This is a genomic window from Mesorhizobium robiniae, assembly GCF_040545535.1.
Taxonomy (GTDB): domain Bacteria; phylum Pseudomonadota; class Alphaproteobacteria; order Rhizobiales; family Rhizobiaceae; genus Mesorhizobium; species Mesorhizobium robiniae.
This window is the reverse complement of the sequence record NZ_JBEPMC010000001.1, coordinates 324,416-343,131: the sequence shown is the minus strand read 5'-3', so window position 1 is coordinate 343,131 and position 18,716 is coordinate 324,416. Positions and strand designations below refer to the sequence as shown.

The 18,716-nt window shown below is 62.0% G+C and carries 14 protein-coding genes; 7 read left to right on the top strand and 7 right to left on the bottom strand.

Features of this window, described 5'->3' with window-relative positions; genetic code table 11:
* Positions 1-150: 150 nt before the first annotated feature.
* From ABID19_RS01625 to ABID19_RS01610, 4 genes are all read right to left on the bottom strand, one after another.
* Entirely contained in the window at positions 151-1,755 is a 1,605-nt protein-coding gene (locus ABID19_RS01625) for a SpoVR family protein (protein ID WP_354487473.1), read from the bottom strand.
* 9 nt (positions 1,756-1,764) lie between these two features.
* Positions 1,765-3,072: a YeaH/YhbH family protein gene (locus ABID19_RS01620; RefSeq protein WP_354487471.1), complete on the bottom strand. Its 1,308-nt coding sequence runs from the start codon at positions 3,070-3,072 to the stop codon at positions 1,765-1,767.
* A gap of 19 nt (positions 3,073-3,091) precedes the next feature.
* Positions 3,092-5,041 carry a PrkA family serine protein kinase gene (locus ABID19_RS01615; protein ID WP_354487469.1) on the bottom strand — a complete coding sequence of 650 codons (1,950 nt, stop codon included), beginning with the start codon at positions 5,039-5,041 and terminating at the stop codon, positions 3,092-3,094.
* Between the two features lie 278 nt (positions 5,042-5,319).
* Positions 5,320-5,757, bottom strand: coding sequence for a DUF2267 domain-containing protein (locus tag ABID19_RS01610; protein ID WP_354487468.1), 438 nt, complete (start codon positions 5,755-5,757; stop codon positions 5,320-5,322).
* A gap of 199 nt (positions 5,758-5,956) precedes the next feature.
* On the opposite strand from ABID19_RS01610, the gene coxB reads away from it, so the two are divergent.
* The 6 genes from coxB to ABID19_RS01580 all read left to right on the top strand — a co-directional run bounded on the left by coxB (position 5,957) and on the right by ABID19_RS01580 (position 12,916).
* Positions 5,957-6,934 (top strand): cytochrome c oxidase subunit II, encoded by a 978-nt coding sequence (gene coxB, locus ABID19_RS01605; RefSeq protein ID WP_354487466.1) that lies wholly within the window; start codon positions 5,957-5,959, stop codon positions 6,932-6,934.
* Positions 6,931-9,441 carry a cytochrome c oxidase subunit I gene (gene ctaD / locus ABID19_RS01600; protein ID WP_354487464.1) on the top strand — a complete coding sequence of 837 codons (2,511 nt, stop codon included), beginning with the start codon at positions 6,931-6,933 and terminating at the stop codon, positions 9,439-9,441. The genes coxB and ctaD overlap by 4 nt, the downstream gene beginning before the upstream one ends.
* A 7-nt stretch (positions 9,442-9,448) precedes the next feature.
* Positions 9,449-9,829 (top strand): hypothetical protein, encoded by a 381-nt coding sequence (locus tag ABID19_RS01595; RefSeq protein WP_354487462.1) that lies wholly within the window; start codon positions 9,449-9,451, stop codon positions 9,827-9,829.
* Positions 9,826-10,449: a cytochrome c oxidase assembly protein gene (locus ABID19_RS01590; protein WP_354487460.1), complete on the top strand. Its 624-nt coding sequence runs from the start codon at positions 9,826-9,828 to the stop codon at positions 10,447-10,449. Before ABID19_RS01595 ends, ABID19_RS01590 begins: the two co-directional genes overlap by 4 nt.
* Positions 10,449-11,534 (top strand): c-type cytochrome, encoded by a 1,086-nt coding sequence (locus ABID19_RS01585; RefSeq protein ID WP_354487458.1) that lies wholly within the window; start codon positions 10,449-10,451, stop codon positions 11,532-11,534. Before ABID19_RS01590 ends, ABID19_RS01585 begins: the two co-directional genes overlap by 1 nt.
* A 107-nt stretch (positions 11,535-11,641) precedes the next feature.
* Positions 11,642-12,916, top strand: a complete 1,275-nt coding sequence (locus ABID19_RS01580; protein ID WP_354488265.1) for a PQQ-dependent sugar dehydrogenase — start codon at positions 11,642-11,644, stop codon at positions 12,914-12,916.
* Between the two features lie 47 nt (positions 12,917-12,963).
* Here the strand turns inward: ABID19_RS01580 and ABID19_RS01575 are convergent, their stop codons facing one another.
* From ABID19_RS01575 to ABID19_RS01565, 3 genes are all read right to left on the bottom strand, one after another.
* Positions 12,964-14,094, bottom strand: a complete 1,131-nt coding sequence (locus tag ABID19_RS01575) for a GNAT family N-acetyltransferase (protein ID WP_354487456.1) — start codon at positions 14,092-14,094, stop codon at positions 12,964-12,966.
* A complete protein-coding gene (locus ABID19_RS01570) occupies positions 14,091-15,086 on the bottom strand; it encodes a sterol desaturase family protein (RefSeq protein ID WP_354487454.1) in 996 nt (331 codons plus the stop codon). Before ABID19_RS01570 ends, ABID19_RS01575 begins: the two co-directional genes overlap by 4 nt.
* Before the next feature lie 237 nt (positions 15,087-15,323).
* Positions 15,324-17,231 (bottom strand): heparinase II/III family protein, encoded by a 1,908-nt coding sequence (locus ABID19_RS01565; protein ID WP_354487453.1) that lies wholly within the window; start codon positions 17,229-17,231, stop codon positions 15,324-15,326.
* A 117-nt stretch (positions 17,232-17,348) separates the two neighbouring features.
* On the opposite strand from ABID19_RS01565, the gene ABID19_RS01560 reads away from it, so the two are divergent.
* Positions 17,349-18,590, top strand: a complete 1,242-nt coding sequence (locus ABID19_RS01560) for a glycoside hydrolase family 5 protein (RefSeq protein ID WP_354487451.1) — start codon at positions 17,349-17,351, stop codon at positions 18,588-18,590.
* Positions 18,591-18,716 lie beyond the last annotated feature (126 nt).

Sequence of the window (18,716 nt, the reverse complement as noted above, 5' to 3'; positions counted from 1 at the left end):
ACACAGCCGACCTTCCCGGGGTCCTACGGCCAGATTATCAGACCCACAGCAAGCTTGATCACTAGAGCCTGGGCTGACGCATGGCGAGACGGCGCGGACCTTGCCGCGATCGGCTGTAGAACGACGACGTCGCCGGCCGCCCGGGTTCGATTATTCCCCGATTTGGCTGGTCGAACGTTCGTTGAGCGTCCCGCCCGTTTGCGCATCGATCGCCGCCAGGCTGACCTCATAGCCCCAGAGGCGACGGATATGGCGCAGCGTGGCGTCGCGATTGGCCTCCTCCAGCATAATGCCGTTCTTCACCTTGTGCTCCAGTCGCAACTGTCGGTCGCCGAGCAGATCCACATCCACCACCTGGATATCCGGCCGGCTCGCGCCGATGTCGTAGCTGTGGGCGAGCCCAGCGCGTATCTTTTCGTAGCCACGCTCATTGTGTATCGACGCGACCTCGTAATGCGGTTCGCTGGCGGCATCGGTGAGGATGAAGAACCGCCATTTACGCATCAGGGCGGGGCTCAGATACTGGCGGATGAAAGATTCGTCGCGATGGTTCGCCCACGCGTCGAGCAGGGTCTCGCGCCAATTGCCGTTGCCGGCGATATCGGGGAACCAGTCGCGATCCTCGGCGGTCGGCTCTGTCGATATGCGCTGGATGTCCTGCATCATGTCGAGGCCCAAGGCATAAGGATTGATACCCGAAAAACGCGGATCGTCGAAGGCCGGCTGAAAGATCACGTTCGAATGGTTGCGCAGGATTTCCAGCATCGCGCCTTCGCTGATCAGGCCGCGATCGAACAGCGTGTTCATGAGTGTGTAGTGCACGAAGGTGGCGCAACCTTCATTCATCACCTGCGTTTGCCGCTGCGGATAAAAGTACTGCGCCACGACGCGGACGATTCTAATGATTTCACGCTGCCAAGGCTCCAGTACCAGGCTGTTTTTTTCCAGGAAGTAGAGCAGGTTCTCCTCGGGCAGCTTGAGCGTTTTCTTCCGCTCCGCCGTGCCGGGCTCCTTTTCCCCCACATTGTCTCCGCTCTTCGAACGCGGGAGCGTGCGCCACAGATCGTTATAGGAACGCTCTTCGTATTCCAGGCGCTCGCGAATGCCTTCGCGCTGCCTTTCCGACGACAGCTTCGGCGGCCGGCGATATCTGAATACGCCCTGCTCCATCAGCGCGTGAGCCGAGTCGAGGATCGCCTCCACCGCGGCGACGCCGTGCCGCTCCTCGCAACGAGCGATATAACTCTTGGCGAAATCCAGATAGCTCAGGATCGCGCTGGCATCCGTCCACTGCCGAAACAGATGATTGTTTTTGAAAAAATGATTGTGGCCGAGCGCCGCATGGGCTGTCACCAGCGCCTGCAGGGCCATGGTGTTTTCCTCCATCAGGTAGACGATGCAAGGATTGGAATTGATGACCAGTTCATAGGCCAGACCCCGGCCCGCCTTGCGATAGAGCAACTCCTGGTAGAGGAAGTGCTTGCCGAAGGACCAGTGACGATACATCAGCGGCATGCCTACCGATGAATAGGCATCGAGCATCTGCTGGGACGAGATGATCTCCATCTGCACCGGATAGACGTCGAGGTGAAGCTCTTCGATCGCGATCGCCTCGATTGTTTCGTAGGCGCGCGACAGCGTCTTGAAGTCCCAGTCGGACCCTGAAAAGAGCAGACCTGATTTGCTGGTTTGGCTGGATTTGCCGGTCTGGCCGAATTTGCTCGTCTGGCCGAATTTGCTCGTCTGGTTTGCCATCGGTTCCCCTCAAGCGCTCTTCTGCAGGGCCGGCTGCCTGGCAAAGAGCTGCCGAAAGACCGGATATATGTCGGCTGCGTTGGCGATACGGCTCATCTGGAAATTCGGCCATCTCTGGTTGACAGCGCTGTAGGCGCGCCAGAGCGAGGTTCCATTATCGGTGGCGCCGAAAATATGGCTCTCGCGTTCGTCGAGGATCTCCACATAGGCGAAATACTGGCACAGGCGCATGATCTGGCCGTCCATGAGGCCGATGCAGCGCTCGGAATCGGTTACGAAATTGTCGCCGTCAGATGCTTGGGCGGCATAGATGTTCCATTCGTTGCTGGGATAGCGTTGCTCGATGATGCGGTGCATCTCCTCGAGTGCCGTGGAGACGACAGTGCCACCGCTTTGCGTATTGTAGAAGAAGGTTTCCTCGTCGACTTCCTGCGCCTCGTGCGTATGACGGATGAAGACGATGTCGGTGCGATCGTAGCGGCGTTTCAGGAAGAGGTGCAACAGCACGAAGAAGCGCTTGGCCAAGTCCTTCTCGCGTTCGCCCATCGAGCCGGATACGTCCATGAGACAGAACATGACCGCGTTGGCATTCGGCACCGGCCGGTTATCGAAACGGTTGAAGCGGATGTCGACGGGGTCGACGTAGGCGATCCGCTTGCGACGGCGCTCAAGTCGCTCAAGCTCTTCGCGCAACGCTGTGATGCGCTGGCGTGCCGCCGCGCCCTGGGGCTCTGCCTCCAGGACTGCCAGTTCCTCTACAATCGCATCGAGATCCCCTTGCTTGGGACGCTTGAGCGCAATCCGGCGGCCATGGCTGTTTCGCATCGTGCGCCCGACATTGATATTGGTCGGGGCACCGGTCGCGGCGAATCCGGCCCGGCGCGGCTTGAAGGCAAGTATCTCCTTGAGGTTGAGCTTGACCATGTCGGGAAGTTCGAGGTCCTCGAAGAAGAGGTCGAGCACCTCCTCACGCGAGAGCACGAAACGAAAATCGTCTTCCGAGACCGTTTTCCCGGGAGATCCACCGCCGCCGCCCTGGCCGGGCTTGGGAACCCGGTCGCCAGGAGCGAAATGCTTGTTGCCCGGCAGGATATGCTGCCGCTTGCCGCTGTCTTTCGCATCGCTGAAGCTTGGCTCGGCTGTGCCCCTCGCTGGCATGGACACGGCGTGCTCGGCATCCACATCGGCGATCTTGCCGGTACGGATCTGATCGCGGATGCTTCGCTTCAGCTCCTCGCGCGCACGCTTCAAGAAGCGCTGGCGGTTGCCGAGGCTCTTGTCCTTCGGGTTCAGTCGGCGATCGATGAAGATCGGCATGGAACCATCCCGGCCGGACTTAACCCGCCTTGTTCACCCGCATGTACCAATCCACCAGCCGGCGGACCTGACGTTCGGTGTAACCGCGTTCGACCATCCGATGCACGAACTCGGTATGACGCTTCTCCGTCACGCTGTCCTGCTTGGAGCCGAAGCTGATCACCGGCAGCAGGTCCTCGACCTGGCCGAACATCCGCTTCTCGATGACTTCGCGCAGCTTCTCGTAACTTGTCCATGACGGGTTGCGGCCATGGTTCCTCGCCCGGGCGCGCAACGTGAATTTCACGACCTCGTTGCGGAAATCCTTGGGATTGGCGATGCCGGCCGGCTTTTCGACTTGCGACAGTTCATTGTCCAGCACCTCGCGATTGAGGATCTGGCCGGTATCGGGGTCTTTGTAGTCCTGATCCTCGATCCAGGCATCGGCGTAGGCGATGTAGCGGTCGAACAGGTTCTGGCCGTATTCGCTGTAGGATTCCAGATAGGCCTTCTGGATCTCATGGCCGATGAACTCGGCGTAACGCGTGGCCAGTTCCGACTTTATGAAGTCGAGATAGGCGGCTTCGGTTTCCTTCGGGAACTGCTCGCGCTTGATCGCCTCCTCCAGAATGTACATCAGATGCACAGGATCGGCGGCCACTTCATTGGTGTCGTAGTTGAAGGTCTGCGACAGGATCTTGAACGCAAAGCGCGTGCTGACGCCGGTCATGCCTTCGTCGACACCGGCGGCATCGCGGTATTCCTGAACCGACTTCGCCTTGGGATCTATGTCCTTGAGGTTCTCGCCGTCATAGACGCGCATCTTCGTGTAGAGCGGCGAATTGTCGTGCTCGGCGAGCCGCGTCGAGACGGTGAACCGGCTGAGGATGTCCAGCACTTCCGGAGCACAGGGACTGGAAGCCAATTCGCTTTCGCGCAGCAGCTTTTCGTAGATCTGCCTTTCCTCGGTGACCCGCAGGCAGTACGGCACCTTGACCACCAGGATACGGTCGAGGAACGCCTCGTTGTTTTTGTTGTTCTTGAACTGCAGCCATTCCGATTCGTTGGAATGGGCTACGACGATGCCCTGATAAGGGAAAGATCCGAAGTTTTCCGTGCCGTTGTAGCTGCCTTCCTGGGTAGCGGTGAGCAACGGATGGAGAACCTTGATCGGCGCCTTGAACATCTCGACGAACTCAAGCAGCCCTTGGGTGGTCCGGTTCAGGCCGCCGCTGTAGGAATAGGCGTCCGGATCGGACTGGCTGAAATTCTCGAGTTGTCTTATGTCGACCTTGCCGACCAGGGCCGAAACGTCCTGGTTGTTCTCGTCGCCCGGCTCGGTCTTGGCGATGCCGATCTGGCGCAGCCGCGACGGCATCAGCTTGACCACGCTGAACTTGGATATGTCGCCCGATAGTTCATCGAGGCGCTTGGCCGCCCACGGCGAGATCAGGCCGTTCAGCCGGCGCCGAGCGATGCCGTATTTGTCCTCCAGCAAGTCGCCCATGCGATCGGGATGGAAAAGCCCGAGCGGCGATTCGAAAACCGGGCTGATCTGGCCGCCGACCTTCAGCGTGTAGATCGGACGCTCCTCCATCAGCTTTTTCAGCCGTTCGGCGAGCGAGGACTTGCCGCCACCGACAGGGCCGAGCAGATAGAGTATCTGTTTGCGTTCCTCGAGCCCTTGAGAGGCGTAGCGGAAATAGCCGGCAATGCGCTCGATCGTGTCCTCCATGCCATAGAACTCGGCGAAGGAGGGATACACTTTGATTGTTCTGTTTGCGAAAATGCGGCCGAGCCGCTCATCCTTGCTGGTGTCGATCAGGGTGGGTTCGCCAATCGCCTCAACCATCCGTTCGGGCGCCGAGGCGTACATCGATTTATCCTCGCGGCAGGCAAGGAGATATTGCTGGATGCTTATCTCCTCTTGCGCCGCGTTCGTATAAATCTCCGAAAACAGATCGAAGACGTCGGAGTGGTTCTCGCGCATGGTATCCTCGCCCCGGCCGGTCTGGTTGCTGTCGCCTCTTCACTCAACTGTCGGAAAGCCTTTGTGGTTCCCTACCTTCACGTAGTGCGTCTGAGGCCGGATGTTAGGGGTCCAGACAGATATCGTGAACGTCTGAAACACGGGCACGACTCGCTCGCACAATGAGACGTTTCCAAGGAATGTCCATTCTTCCACCAGCGCCTGCCGAGCGCAACAGCCCGCTGCGAACAAGCTGCGAACAAGTCGTTTTCCGGAGCAATGAATCAGGCCGTTTGCTGCTAGACTCCGACACTCTCGGGCCAAAGCGCCTGGATCTGCTTCGGCAATGCGTCTCGCACCTTCGCCGACTGGCCGAGGTCGACATGCCTGGCGAGAACTTTGAACACGGATCTCGCCGCGTCCTCGGGATTCACGGGCCGACTGGATTTCATCTCCTCCGCGATGCTCTGCAGGAAATCCTCCAATGAACGGCTGTCGGCTGGCAGATCATGCGGCCGATACCGGTCATAATAGGCTCCGCGTATGAGAAGCGGCAGCCCTGCCCCCAGATTGGCAGCCAGCTCGATCTGCAGCCAATCCCGTAAGGTGCGTAAAACGGCTCCCAGCATATGCCAGGCAACGCGCCTGTCGGGCCCGTGATCGGCCATGATCTCGTCCAGCCAGATGTTTGTCGTCTGCAGGGTTTTGTCAAAAACCTCCAAGCCGGTTGCGCTCATCGTCGCCTCCTTTGGCATGGGCAATCCCGCCCCACTCAAATACCCGCCATGACGGCCAAACGGGGATCGAGCGCAATTGTTTCGTCGCTCGTCGAAAAATTGCCGAAAGAGAGCGGCGGCGCGAATGCAGCTTTGGTTCGAAAGCTCAGTGCCCGGAACTTCCGCCCCTCTCGCCAGTTTATCCGCGGAGGGGTAGGAAATGGGTCCATACTTCAGCCTGACCGCTGCGTCTCTATTGCTCGCGAGCGGCTTTGCCGGCGTGCCGTCGGCACTTGAGCCCGCGGGAGAGGAAGCGCAGCAGATAGCCGTGCTGTTCTGGGTAATGCTAAGCGGCGGCGCGGTCATTTGGCTGGGCGTGGTCGGCCTGCTTCTTCATTCAGCCCTATTCAATCGTCGCGTGCTGAACGAAAGGTCTGCCAGCAGGATCATCCTTTGGGGCGGCGTAATCTTCCCGTCGGTCACGCTTTGTGCCCTGCTCGCTTATGCACTGTGGCTGATGCCTGGCCTTCGGCCCTTCGCCCAGGCGAGTTCCGCCGGCTTGCGGATCGAAATCACCGGCAAGCAGTTCTGGTGGGAAATTGTCTATCACCCGTCTCAGGGACCGCCGGTCGCTTCCGCCAACGAGATCAGGCTGCCGGTCGGCGAGCGGGTCGAACTAACCTTGAAAAGCGCCGATGTGATCCATTCGTTCTGGATCCCTCCGCTCGGCGGCAAGATGGACATGATCCCCGGCCGCACCAACAGGCTTTCGCTTATGGCCACGAAACCCGGTGTCTTCCGGGGGCCCTGCGCGGAATATTGCGGCACGTCCCACGCGCTGATGGCGTTCTCGGCCGTGGCGATGGAGCCCGACAAATTCCGGTCCTGGCTGGCCGCCCAGGCAATTCCCGCGGAGCGGGCAGGCGCGGGCGGCGGCGCGCTGTTCCTGCGCCATGGCTGCGGGTCCTGCCATTTCGTCGCGGGCACCGATGCGCGGGGCACGATCGGCCCGGATCTCTCGCATCTCGGTTCCCGCGTTACCGTCGGAGCCGGCATCCTGCCCAATACCGAAGACGCCATCGCCCGCTTCATCGCCCGGCCCGAACGGATCAAACCCGGCTCCAGCATGCCGGCCTTCGACATGTTGCCGCCGGACGACATTCGCGCGATGGCCGTCTGGCTGAGAGGCCTGCAATGAGCGCTGCGGTCAACGAGCGTTCACGGCAAGAATACAAGGCGCAGGAGGAGCGGCTGCGCGCCGTGTGGGCCAATCCGACCGGCTGGCGCTACTGGGCCTCGGTGAACAACTTCCAGGTCGGCCTCTGGTACGGCTCGACGGCCTTCGCCTTCATGCTGTTCGCCGGCGTGCTCGCGCTGCTCATGCGCCTGCAGCTCGCCGTGCCCGACAACGACTTCCTGTCGGCCGACTTCTTCAACCAGGCTTTCACCCTGCACGGCACGGTGATGATGTTTTTGTTCGCGGTGCCGATCTTCGAGGCGGTCGCGATCTTCCTCCTGCCGCCGATGCTGGGTGCGCGCGAGATGCCGTTTCCGCGCCTCGGGGCCTTCAGCTTTTGGAGCTTTTTCCTCGGCGGTATCTTCGTCTGCGGCTCGATCTTCTTCGGTGCGGCACCGTCGTCAGGCTGGTTCATGTATCCGCCGCTCGCCACAGACAAGGAATTCTCCGGCATCGGCGCCGACATCTGGCTGCTCGGCCTTTCCTTCATCGAAGTCGCCTCGATCGCTGCCGCGGTCGAACTCATCGTCGGCATCATGAAATGCCGCGCGCCCGGCATGCGCGTCAACCTGATGCCGCTCTTCGCCTGGTACCTGCTGATCGTGGCGGGAATGATCCTGTTCGCCTTCCCGCCGCTGATCGCCGGCGACCTGCTGTTCGAGATGGAACGGATGTTCGATTGGCCGTTCTTCGATGCAGCGCGCGGCGGCGACCCGTTGCTCTGGCAGCATCTATTCTGGATCTTCGGCCATCCGGAGGTCTACATCATCTTCCTGCCGGCGATCGCGCTGATGGCGATGATCGTGCCGACTTTTTCCCAGCGTCCGATCGTCGGTTATTCCTGGATCGTGCTCGCGGCAGTGGGGACGGGGTTCCTCTCCTTCGGCCTGTGGGTACATCACATGTTTGCGACAGGCCTGCCGCAGATCTCGCTGGCTTTCTTCTCGGCTGCCTCCGAGGCGGTGGCGATACCGACGGGTGTGCAGATCTTCGTCTTCATCGCCACCATGCTGGCCGGCCGGGTGATTTTCTCGACCCCGATGCTGTTCGGTGCCGGAGGGCTGGCCATCTTCGTCATTGGCGGGCTGACGGGAGTCATGGTGGCGCTCGCGCCCTTCGACTGGCAGGCGCACGACACCTATTTCGTCGTCGCGCACCTGCATTATGTGCTGATCGGCGGCATGCTTTTTCCGGTCGTAGCCGGCCTCTATTACTATTACCCGCTGATCGACGCGAAGAAACTCTCCGACCGGCTGGGGCGACTCGCCTTCTGGCTGATGTTCTGCGGCTTCAACATCGCCTTCTTCCCCATGCATCTGAGCGGCCTGCGCGGCATGCCCCGACGCGTCTTCACCTATCCGGCCGAAATCGGCTGGGATTGGCTGAACCTGATCTCGACGGCCGGAGCCTTCGTTTCCGCCGCGGGCGTGCTGGTGGTTGTCTTCGACACGCTCCGGCCGAAACACCGGCAGCCGCGCGGCGAGCTCAACCCATGGAACGCCGGTACGCTGGAATGGATCTCCGAGCCGGAGGAGAACTGGGGCGTCCGCTCGATACCCATCGTGCGCAGCCGCTACCCGCTCTGGGACCAGAAGGACCTTGTGCGCAAGGTCAATGAAGGCCGCTATTACCTGCCCGACGCGGAAGAGGGATGGCGCGAGGGATTGGTGACCTCCGTGCTCGACGCCGAGCCCATCCAGGTGCTGCGCGTCGGCGGCACCTCCTATGTCACCATTGTCTCGGCCCTTTCGCTCGGGGCCACATTCATCGCGCTGACCTTCCACTGGTGGATCGCCACGGTGCTGGCCGCAATCATCTGCTTTTGCGCCGTCACCTACTGGCTCTGGACGGGCACCGGCGAAATCCCCGAGAAGCCGACAAAAGATGTCGGCCTCGGCCTCAGCCTGCCGCTTTATGCCTCCGGCCCCGATTCGGTCGGCTGGTGGGCAATGTTCATCACCATGGTCGGCGACGGCACAGCCTTCGCCAGCCTGGTCTTCGGCTATTTCTTCTACTGGACGATCCATGCCGACTTCACCGCAGGGATTTCCGGGCCTGACCCAGTCTGGTCGCTGGCGGCTGCCATCCTGTTCGCCGCAGCATGGGGCCTGATGATGGCGGCCCGCAGGTTCAACAGGCGAGGCGCCACGACCGCCATGCGGGGCCTGCTGGTGCTGTCCCTGTTAACGACCGTCGGCGCGTCCGTCGCAGGCCTGGCCGGACCGTGGCCCATGGACCCGACGAGCCACGTCTATCCCGCTATCGTGTGGATTCTCGTGCTCTGGGTGCTCGCCCATGCTGCGGTCGGCACGGTAATGCAGGCCTATTGCCTGGCACGTTCGCTGGCGGGCCGGCTGACGCAGAAGCATGATATGGACCTAAGCAACGTGGTGCTCTACTGGCATTTCCTGCTGATCGCCGCCGTCATCACCTTCACCATCATCGGCCTTTTTCCGGCGGCGATGTGAGGCGGCGATGCGGCTCATCCCCAAACAGATCGAGACACTCTGGACGCTGTTCACCGCACCCGTGGTATGGGCTGCGCATTTCCTCGTTTGCTACATAGGCGCGGCGGTCTATTGCGCAAAGCCCGAGCTGGTCGGACTGGGTTTCAGTGCCGTGCGCGCTGGAATCGCCGCCGCCACTATGGTCGCCCTCTCACTGATCGCGCTGTCCGCATGGCTCGCCTGGCGACAATGGGGCTTCGGCACCGACGATCCGCCCCATGACGATCCGACGAGACGAGACCGGACCCTGTTCCAGGGCTTTGCGACGTTGCTGCTCTCGGGTCTCAGCTTCATCGCTGTGATCTTCACCGCGATGCCCGCGCTGTTCCTGACGGAGTGTATCCGGTGAGACGAACCTGCCTCATCCTGGGTATCTTCGTCCTCGCCCTGGTCTGGCTCGGACCGCTGCTCGATACCTGGCGGGATTCGTTCTCGGCGCACATGCTGGCGCATATGGGAGTGGTGGCGATCGCTGCGCCGCTGATCGCGATCGGGCTCCCGCTCGGCCAAACACCAGATGCAAACCGGGCGTTCGCCCTCGCCCTCCCCGCCTCCCTCGTCGAACTCATCGTCGTCTGGTCCTGGCACGCGCCGGCCTTGCGGGCTCTGGCGCAAAGCTCGCTGTTGGCCACCGCCATCGAGCAGGCCACGTTTCTCGCCGCTGGGCTGTTCTTGTGGCTGGCCTGCCTGCCGCGCCGCGGCTCGGATGCCACAGGCAATGCCGCCGGAGCCTTCGCCCTGCTTCTCACCTCAATCCATATGACCTTGCTTGGCGCGTTGCTGGCGCTGACCCCAAGGCCGCTATTCGGCACAGGCGATGTAAGCTGCTACGGCGTGACGCTTTCCGCGCAGCAGGATCAGGAGCTTGGCGGCGTCATCATGCTTCTGGTTGGTGCAGCGGTCTATCTGGCCGGCGGCTTAGCGCTTTTCGCACGCATGCTCGCCACTCCGTCACGGGAAACAGGCTGATGCATATCAGCTGGAAGAAGCTCGCCATAGCGCTTGCCATTTTGCCCTTCGTCGTGGTGCTGGCGGCCTGGATCGGCTTTTTCAATGTCGGTGCCTCAAGCGGCCACTGGAAGATTACGGAATGGTTTCTCCATTTCGCCATGCAATCGGCTGTGCGCACCTATGCGCTTGCGGTCGACGTCCCGGACTCTCTACCGCGCCATGCGATCCAGCCGGCGGCCGGGCATTTCGCGCGTGGCTGCGCCATCTGTCACGGTGCGCCGGGCGAGCCACGATCTCCTGTCGTCGCGAGGATGCTGCCGCAACCGCCCGACCTTGCCGGAACCGTCGGCGAATGGACCGACGCGCAGCTTTTCCGCATCGTCAAGCACGGCGTGCGTTTCACCGGCATGCCGGCCTGGCCGACGCAGGAACGCGACGACGAGGTCTGGGCGATGGTCGCCTTCCTGCGCGAACTGCCGGCGATGGACGAAGCCACCTATCGTGACCTCGCCTATGGAGAAAGGCTTGCGCCTCCTCCAGTCGCTGCCGGAACCCTCCCGCAGGCGCTCGCGGACTGCGTCCGCTGCCACGGTGAAGACGGGCGCGGGCGCGGCCCCGCGATACCCGTTCTCGCCGGGCAGAGCGAAACCTATCTCCTTGAAAGCCTGCGTGCCTACGCCGAGGGAAGCCGGGCAAGCGGCCTGATGAGCCTGCCCGCCGTTGAGGCAGGGCCTCAGTTCTGGCCGGACCTGGCCAGGCATTTCGCTGCCCTGCCGACGACGCACCCCGGCAGCGGCGGCGATCCCGAGCTTGTCCGGCGCGGTAGGGAAATCGCCGAGAGGGGCATGAGGGACACCGGCGTGCCCGCCTGTCTCGGCTGTCATGGAAGACAGGACCGCAGTCCGCTCTATCCCTCGATCGCTGGCCAGCCTGAGCGCTACATCGGGGCGCAGCTCGAGCTGTTCAGGGCGGGAAAGCGAGGTGGAACGCGCTTCGGCCATCTCATGGCCAACGCCGCGAAGGGGCTGACGGATGACGACATCCGCGCACTTGCCGCCTATTTCTCCCTATTGGCCGCTCCTGCCGCAACCGGAACGCGATAAGCGCGTTTGCGTTCTTTCGATGTTGCGAGGTTCTGGTGAAAAAGTTGCTTACCGCCCTTCTCGTGCTGATCGTTCTTTTCGTCGTAGCCGGCGGAGCGGTCTTCTTCCTGTCCCGCGAAGAGGCGGCAGTTCCGGTCGCGGAAGGCTACGGCCCCAACCCGACCCTGCCGGAACCCAATCCGACGTGGTTGCCGACCGTCCATGTCGCCAAGGCCACCCCCTGGCCGCAGGGCACGAAGCCGACAGCGGCCCAGGGATTTGCAGTCAACGAGTTCGCTGGCGGGCTCGACCATCCGCGCTGGCTATACGTGCTGCCGAACGGCGACGTGCTGGTGGCGGAGAGCGCTGCGCCGCCCAAGCCGGACGAGGGCTTCAGCATACGCCGCTTCTTCATAGATTTCTTCCAAAGCCAGGCCGGCGCGGAAACGCCGAGCGCTAATCGCATCTCCCTGCTGCGCGATCAGGATGGCGACGGGGTGGCGGAAACCAAAACCGCCTTTCTCACCGGGCTGTTCTCGCCATTCGGCATGACTCTGCTCAACGGCAAACTCTACGTCGCCAACGCCAACGCCATTGTAGCCTTCCCCTACCAGGAGGGCGCGACCGAGATCACCGCGCCGGCGGAGAAGATCGTCGATCTGCCCGCCGGGAGGAACCACCACTGGACCAAGGACGTGACCGCCTCGCAAGACGGGACGAAGCTCTATGCGACGGTCGGATCCAATTCCAATGTCGCAGAGAACGGTTTGGAGGAAGAGGAGAACCGCGCCGCCGTGCTGGAGATCGATCTCGCCTCGAAACAGACGCGTCTCTTCGCCTCCGGGCTGCGCAATCCCAACGGCCTATCCTGGAATCCGGAAAGCGGCGAGCTCTGGGTCGTCGTCAACGAGCGCGACGAGATCGGCAGCGACCTGGTGCCGGACTACATGACTTCGGTGAAGGATGGCGGCTTCTACGGCTGGCCCTACAGCTATTACGGCCAGCATGTCGACGAGCGCGTCGAGCCGCAGCGGCCCGACCTCGTCGCCAAGGCGATCAAGCCGGAGTATGCGCTCGGCGCGCATACGGCTTCATTGGGACTGACCTTCAACACGGGCGACCTGTTCGGTCCTGAATACAAAAATGGCGCCTTCGTCGGCCAACATGGTTCGTGGAATCGCAAACCGCGCAGCGGCTACAAGGTGATTTTCGTTCCGTTTACCGGCGGCAGGCCCTCCGGCCCGCCTCAGGACATCCTGACCGGCTTCCTGAGCCAGGACGACAAGGCTCTTGGTCGCCCTGTGGGCGTGGCGGTTGACCGGCGTGGCGCCCTGCTTGTGGCGGATGATGTCGGCAACAAGGTCTGGCGGGTCGTTCCGTCTCAGACGCAATCGGCACTTTGAGCGGTTCGTGCTGCCGGCGACACGAGGCTGGCGCAATCAAACCGAAATCAGGGCGTCGGCACCAATCCGCGTCCGCGTACATGCCGGACCCTCTGACGCATACGATCGGCGAGAAGGGCCAGCTGGCCTTGCGCCGTGCGCGTTCCAAGAACGGATTGTAGGATAACACCCTGCGTTGCGAACTTGTTCTTGAACGATTCTGCACCACAGAGGAAATCGACCATGCCCAGGCCATGATCGATCGACCACTGTATGTAGTCCATGATCAGGATTATTCCCGGCGACGCTCGGCTGAAATCCGGATCGAAGGTGGTCACGAACGCCATCATCGTGTGGTGCTGGACGAAGTTGATCGAGACTGCAACCATCACGCCATCGCATTCAAGCACGAAAATGCGCAGCACGTCCGCGCGCGCCAGCGCGTCGACGAGTGCGGCGAGCACTGGCGCTCCCTCCTCGAAAAGTTGGGATTCACGCGTGTGCTGCACCAGCCATCTGCGCTTCAGGGCAGCGAGCCGCTCCAATACCGGCTGCAGCGGCTCATCGGGCGCAAGCAAGCGAAATTTCACTTTCCCGGTTTCTTCCAATGCCTTGATGCCGCGCCGATAGTTCTGACGTGTCTTTTTGGACTGGTCCTCAAACCAGGCCGCGCCGCTCTTCCACGGTCCGGCGACGCGATAACTGACTTCCTCCCTGTGATTGGGGCGAAGCCTGATGCCGCGTGAGAGATCCGAAGTGAAAATTCTGCGCGCCGCCGCACCTGGCAAGAGACGATTGAGAAAGGCAAGATCGAAGCCGCCGGCGTCACAGATCTGGGCCCATACGTCCTGCAGGGCCGATAATGAGCATTCCGGAGCAACCAGAATATCCCCGTAATCGGTATAGCTGTTGGCAGCCCATTCAAGAAACCGCAGGCCTTTGCGCCTGCCGATCGCCAGGGGAACGACGGCAACGAGCCTGTTACCGCTCCAGACCAGCCCGATCCGCAGCGCGCGTTGGTCACTGTCCGCTACGGTATTCCACCATGCCGAAACCCAGGCATGGCTCTGGAAGATCAGCGCATCGGTGCGATGCCAAAGATCCATCCAATCGGCTTCGATCGCAGCCAGGCGTTCCGCCGAACGGACGACTTCCAGGCGCTCTGCGCTTGAAGCGTCAATCGAAACAATGGTGTTCATGAAGGGGAACGATCCTGTGGCTGTGCAATGACATCGGGACGCCTCTGGAACAGTCTGACGACATGTCCCCCCATCTTCTTGAGCGGCAGGATGTAAAGCCCAAAGAGCGATTGATAATCGCGCACATCGCGATCGATCAGGCCAAACTTGAGGTCTTCATTCGGCTCCGGGACAAACTGCGTCCCGAAAAGGCGGTCCCAGAACGAAAAGAGTAGGCCAAAATTCTTGTCGTAGTGGCGAGGATCGATGCTGTGGTGCACCTGGTGCCAGTGCGGGCACAAAATGATGTTGTTCAACGGCCCGAACGAAATCTTGAAGTGGGTGTGGCGAACAAAGTCCATCATCAGGATGTTGCGGATGACATAGACGTTGATGCCGAAGATGGCGATCTCCACCGGATCGAGCGCGATCAGGCTCCAGATGCCGAAGCAGATCCCCGGGATGACGCCATCCCACATGCGGTTCATCAGATCGTCCAGCGGGTGAACCCGATCCTTCGTTATTCCCACCATCACCTCGGCCGAATGGTGCACTTTGTGCAATTCCCACAGGAACGGGAAGTGGTGCTGGGCGACATGGTAGAGGTAGTATGAAATGTCGTAGGCGATCAGCATGGTTGCGGTGAAGATGACGATCGTCACCGGCCCGGCGGGGCCGCCAATGAGCGGGGCATGGATGTCGAACAGCCAACCGACTGCCTGGTGTGTCCCATAGCCCACGGCAGCAACGAAGGTGACGCCGGCCGGAATGAGCAGGAAAGGCATCATCAGCCGTTTCGTGACCCAAAATAGGACATCCGCTCGCGCCGACGGGTGCAGGATGACTTCCGCCGGGAAGGCGAAATCGAAAAAGTCCCTGATGGATTTATGCTCGACAGTTCGCCAGTAAGCGATCACCGCGCTGCCCAGCGCCGTGAGAAAAAGCAGGCCGAGCGTCAGCAGATTGACGTTCGAGAGTTTTTCCACAATCACTCTGGCGACTTCAGAAAACATCGGTGCAGTGGCTCCTGGGCCGTGAAATGGCGATCCGGCGAACTGCGAAGCAAAAAGCTTGCCAAATCCACTGCGCGTTGCCTGCAACCAGGCGGCTATTGCGGCTGGAACGAGCAAAGCATGCCGGATTTGCGCCAGGCTAGCAGGTCAACCGTAACAAAACGCTAAATGTCCCAACGTAATTATCTCGAATACGGCCGGAACACCGGATAGGCCGCTCCGCTGCGGCGCCGATCGCTATCTCCGCGAAGGGGGGATTGGCGCGAGGTGGATTTTAACTCCGTCCTCGCCCACTTCGCCACGCCAGGCGATGCGTTCGGCTGGCTGCCTGATGCCAAAACGCGGTGAGACCCAGCCGCCCTGCCCCGGTGCGTCGCCGCCGGCGCGGATGTCGATCGCGGCGTCCGGAAAGCGGATGGCCACCAGCGGTTCATCGCTCCGCAGCACCATGACCATCTCTCCGTCCCGGCGGGCATCGAGGCCGGCGGCGAGTTGGAAGACGATCTCGGCCACGCGCCTGCCGCCGAGCAGTTGGTCGATCACGAGAATCCCGTCGCCGTGCTGCGTCACGGTACGCTGGTGGACGACACCGAAGCGGCTTTCATACCCGTCATGCCGCGCGCGCAGCTTCCAATGGGTCCCCGGCTCGCTGTCCATCAATGTCGCAACCGCCTTGTGCGACCAGTTGAACTCTCCGGCAATGATGCTTTGGCTTTTGCCATCGATATTCAGCGTGTTGTGCGCCGGCGTCGAGCGGAACCAGCCGCGCCAGGCGCCCCCCGAACCGTAGAGCCAGGTGCCGGGGTCGACCAGCACCGGCTCGCCATCGATGCACAAGGTGAGCGACAGCGCGTCGGCATGGCCGTGAGCCGCAATCGAGAGATAGCCGAGCGGGCCGTGGTCGAATGTCAGATCGATGCTGCGGCCGTTCATCTCACCGCGCCAGACGGATAGCCCGCCTTGCGTGAACGTCTTGATCCCAAGCGAAAGCGGCGCCGGTTCCGGCGGCGTGCCAAACAAAAGCCCACGAAAATCGTCCGGCTCCGCCGCGTTGCCCGGCATCCGCAGAAAGCCGCGGATGGCGGCGGCGACGGATCGGACATAGCCCCGCTCGCCCCCGAGCGTCAGCACGCGACCTTCGTCGTTGTCGCCAAAGCCGGCGGCCGGTGGGAGCCAGGCGACGAAGTCGGCAAAGGCGGCCAGGCGCGCTTCGACGGGCGAAGGGAACGGCGCCCCCGCCTGGCGTGCCGCAGCGGCGCACAGCAGGATGAGTTCGGCCGTAAAGGCGGCGTATGTCGGGGTCTGTTCGGCACCGGCGCCATCGGCGAGAATCTGCTTGTGCGTCTCGGCCAGGAGAGTGTCGCGTGCGGCGTCTGTCCTGATCCCCAACGCCAGACCGATCAGATACTCGCCAGCCAGTTCTGCGACGAGATGGTTGTTGGCAGAGGAAAACCGGGAGGGAAACCGCGGCAGCCAATAGGCACTTGCCGCCAGTATTTCACCCACTTGCTGCCGTGTCGCCGCGCCCAGTCGGTCGCCGACGAGGTCCATGGTGACGATCAGGCTGATGGCTCGCAGCGCGACTTCGATGCCGGAAGCCCAGCCGACTCCCCGAAAAGGCGGGTTGGTTGAATGCCAGCTGTCGATCGCCGCCTCGATGGCTATCCGAGACTGGTCGTCGCCCGCCAGAAGCAGATGGGCGGCGAGCGGCGGCAACTGCTGCAGCCGGTTGATCTCCCAAACGTATTTTATATCGCCGCGGTCGCCGCCATGGCGAAAATCGATATCGAAAGTATGGGCCTCGGGGCCTGGCCAGAGCCTGCCGGTCACCGGATCAAGGCGCCAAAGCTCGGGAGGAAACAGCCGATCGAAGTCGCGCTGTGGCCATGTCCGTCCAAGTGCGGAAAACTGGCCGCCAAGCGTGTTTTGCGCCGCCGACGCTATGGCTTGCCGTTGTGCCGGCGTCGCAGCCAGCGCAGCATCGCGCCACCCAGGCAGCACTGCTTGCAATTGGGACGAACGATAACGCTCCCAACCGTCGTCGCGGCGGCGCGAAGCGATCCTTCGACGCTGCTCGCCCAGCCGGTGCAACACCTCGGCCGGCTCCATGCTGCGCAACCGGTTGATATACCAGCCGACTCTCATACCCGCTCCGCCAAGGTTTCGTTGCTTATATACCATGCTGTCGAAAAGCCGCGCGACGGCAATCCTCCTTTTCCGATCCTGCGGTTAATATCTCCGACCATGATGCGGAGAGAGGCGATGGTAAGGATTGCGTGTGTTGCGGCGTGGGTACTCGGCATGGCGATTGCCGCCAACGCTGCGCCGATCCCGCTCCAGCGCGGCGTTGGCGTGCATGGATGGCTCAACTGGTCGCCGATAGAGGATGATGGATCCTACCGTTGGCCACCCTACCGCACCGAGAAGGAGTGGCGCGCCGGAGATAGGCCGCTCACCGACTGGGGTGATGGCGAGGCGTTTGCAAGCATTCGATCGATGGGCTTCGACTTCGTCCGGTTGAGTGTCGACCCCGGCCCTCTGCTTGCCAGCGAGGGCGCCAAACGGCAACAAACGCTGGACATGCTCGCCGCGGCGGTCGAGCGGTTCACGTCGGCCGGCCTCAAGGTGGTTTTCGACCTGCACGGCGTCACCCAGGTCCCGGCCTACAGCATGGAGATGATCTATGACGGTGCCGATAGCAAAGGCGTTGCCAGCTACCGCGAAATGGTCGTGTCGGTCGCCACCATGCTCGTCAAGATTGGTACCGACAAGGTAGCGCTCGAGCCTTACAACGAGCCGGCCTACTACCCTTGCGATTCGAGCGGGAGCGACGACTGGCAGCGGATCATGGCGGACACGGTCCGCGACATTCGCGCAGTCAGCAGCGAGCTCACCATCGTCGCAACGGGCGCTTGTGGCGGCAGCATTGCCGGACTGGTCAATCTCACGCCGGACTTTGACGATCCGAACCTCTACTACAGCTTCCACATGTACGAGCCGCACAGTTTCACGCATCAGCGGCCCGACGGTGAAAACACCTTTGCCTCGGGCCTTCCGTGGCCGGCCGACAGCAGCACGCCCGAAGTGGTGACCGAAACCCTCAAGGCGCAGATGGACGCCGCGGGCCTGAGCCCGGTCGAGCAGGTGATGAACATGGCCGTGGCGCGTCAAGCAATCGCCCGATATTTCGAGCAGAATTGGGGTCCGAGCCAACTCGAGGCGAGCTTCCGTCAGGCGGTCGACTGGGCCGGGGCCCATGGCATTCCAAGTCGACGGCTTTTCATGGGTGAATTCGGCGCCATCCTCATGTCTGCGGACGGCCGCATGGGCGCGTTCGACGCTGACCGCCTGCGCTATCTCAAGGCGGTGCGCCAGCAGGCGGAACGCTTTGCGATCCCATGGTCCGTCTGGGAATTCTCCAATCCCTATGGAATGAGCGTCATCCGGCAGGAAGGGCCTGCGGTCCCAGACTCGGAGATGTTGCGGGCACTGGGCCTGCCATAGCTGCCATTGCCCCCTTCACGGATGAGTCAGCCGGGCGGCAACGCCAATCCTCTCACCGCCACACTGGAACCGGATCGGGCTGCCTTCGTCGCCCGCCGCAACCGTCGGTCGCACCTCATTCAGGAT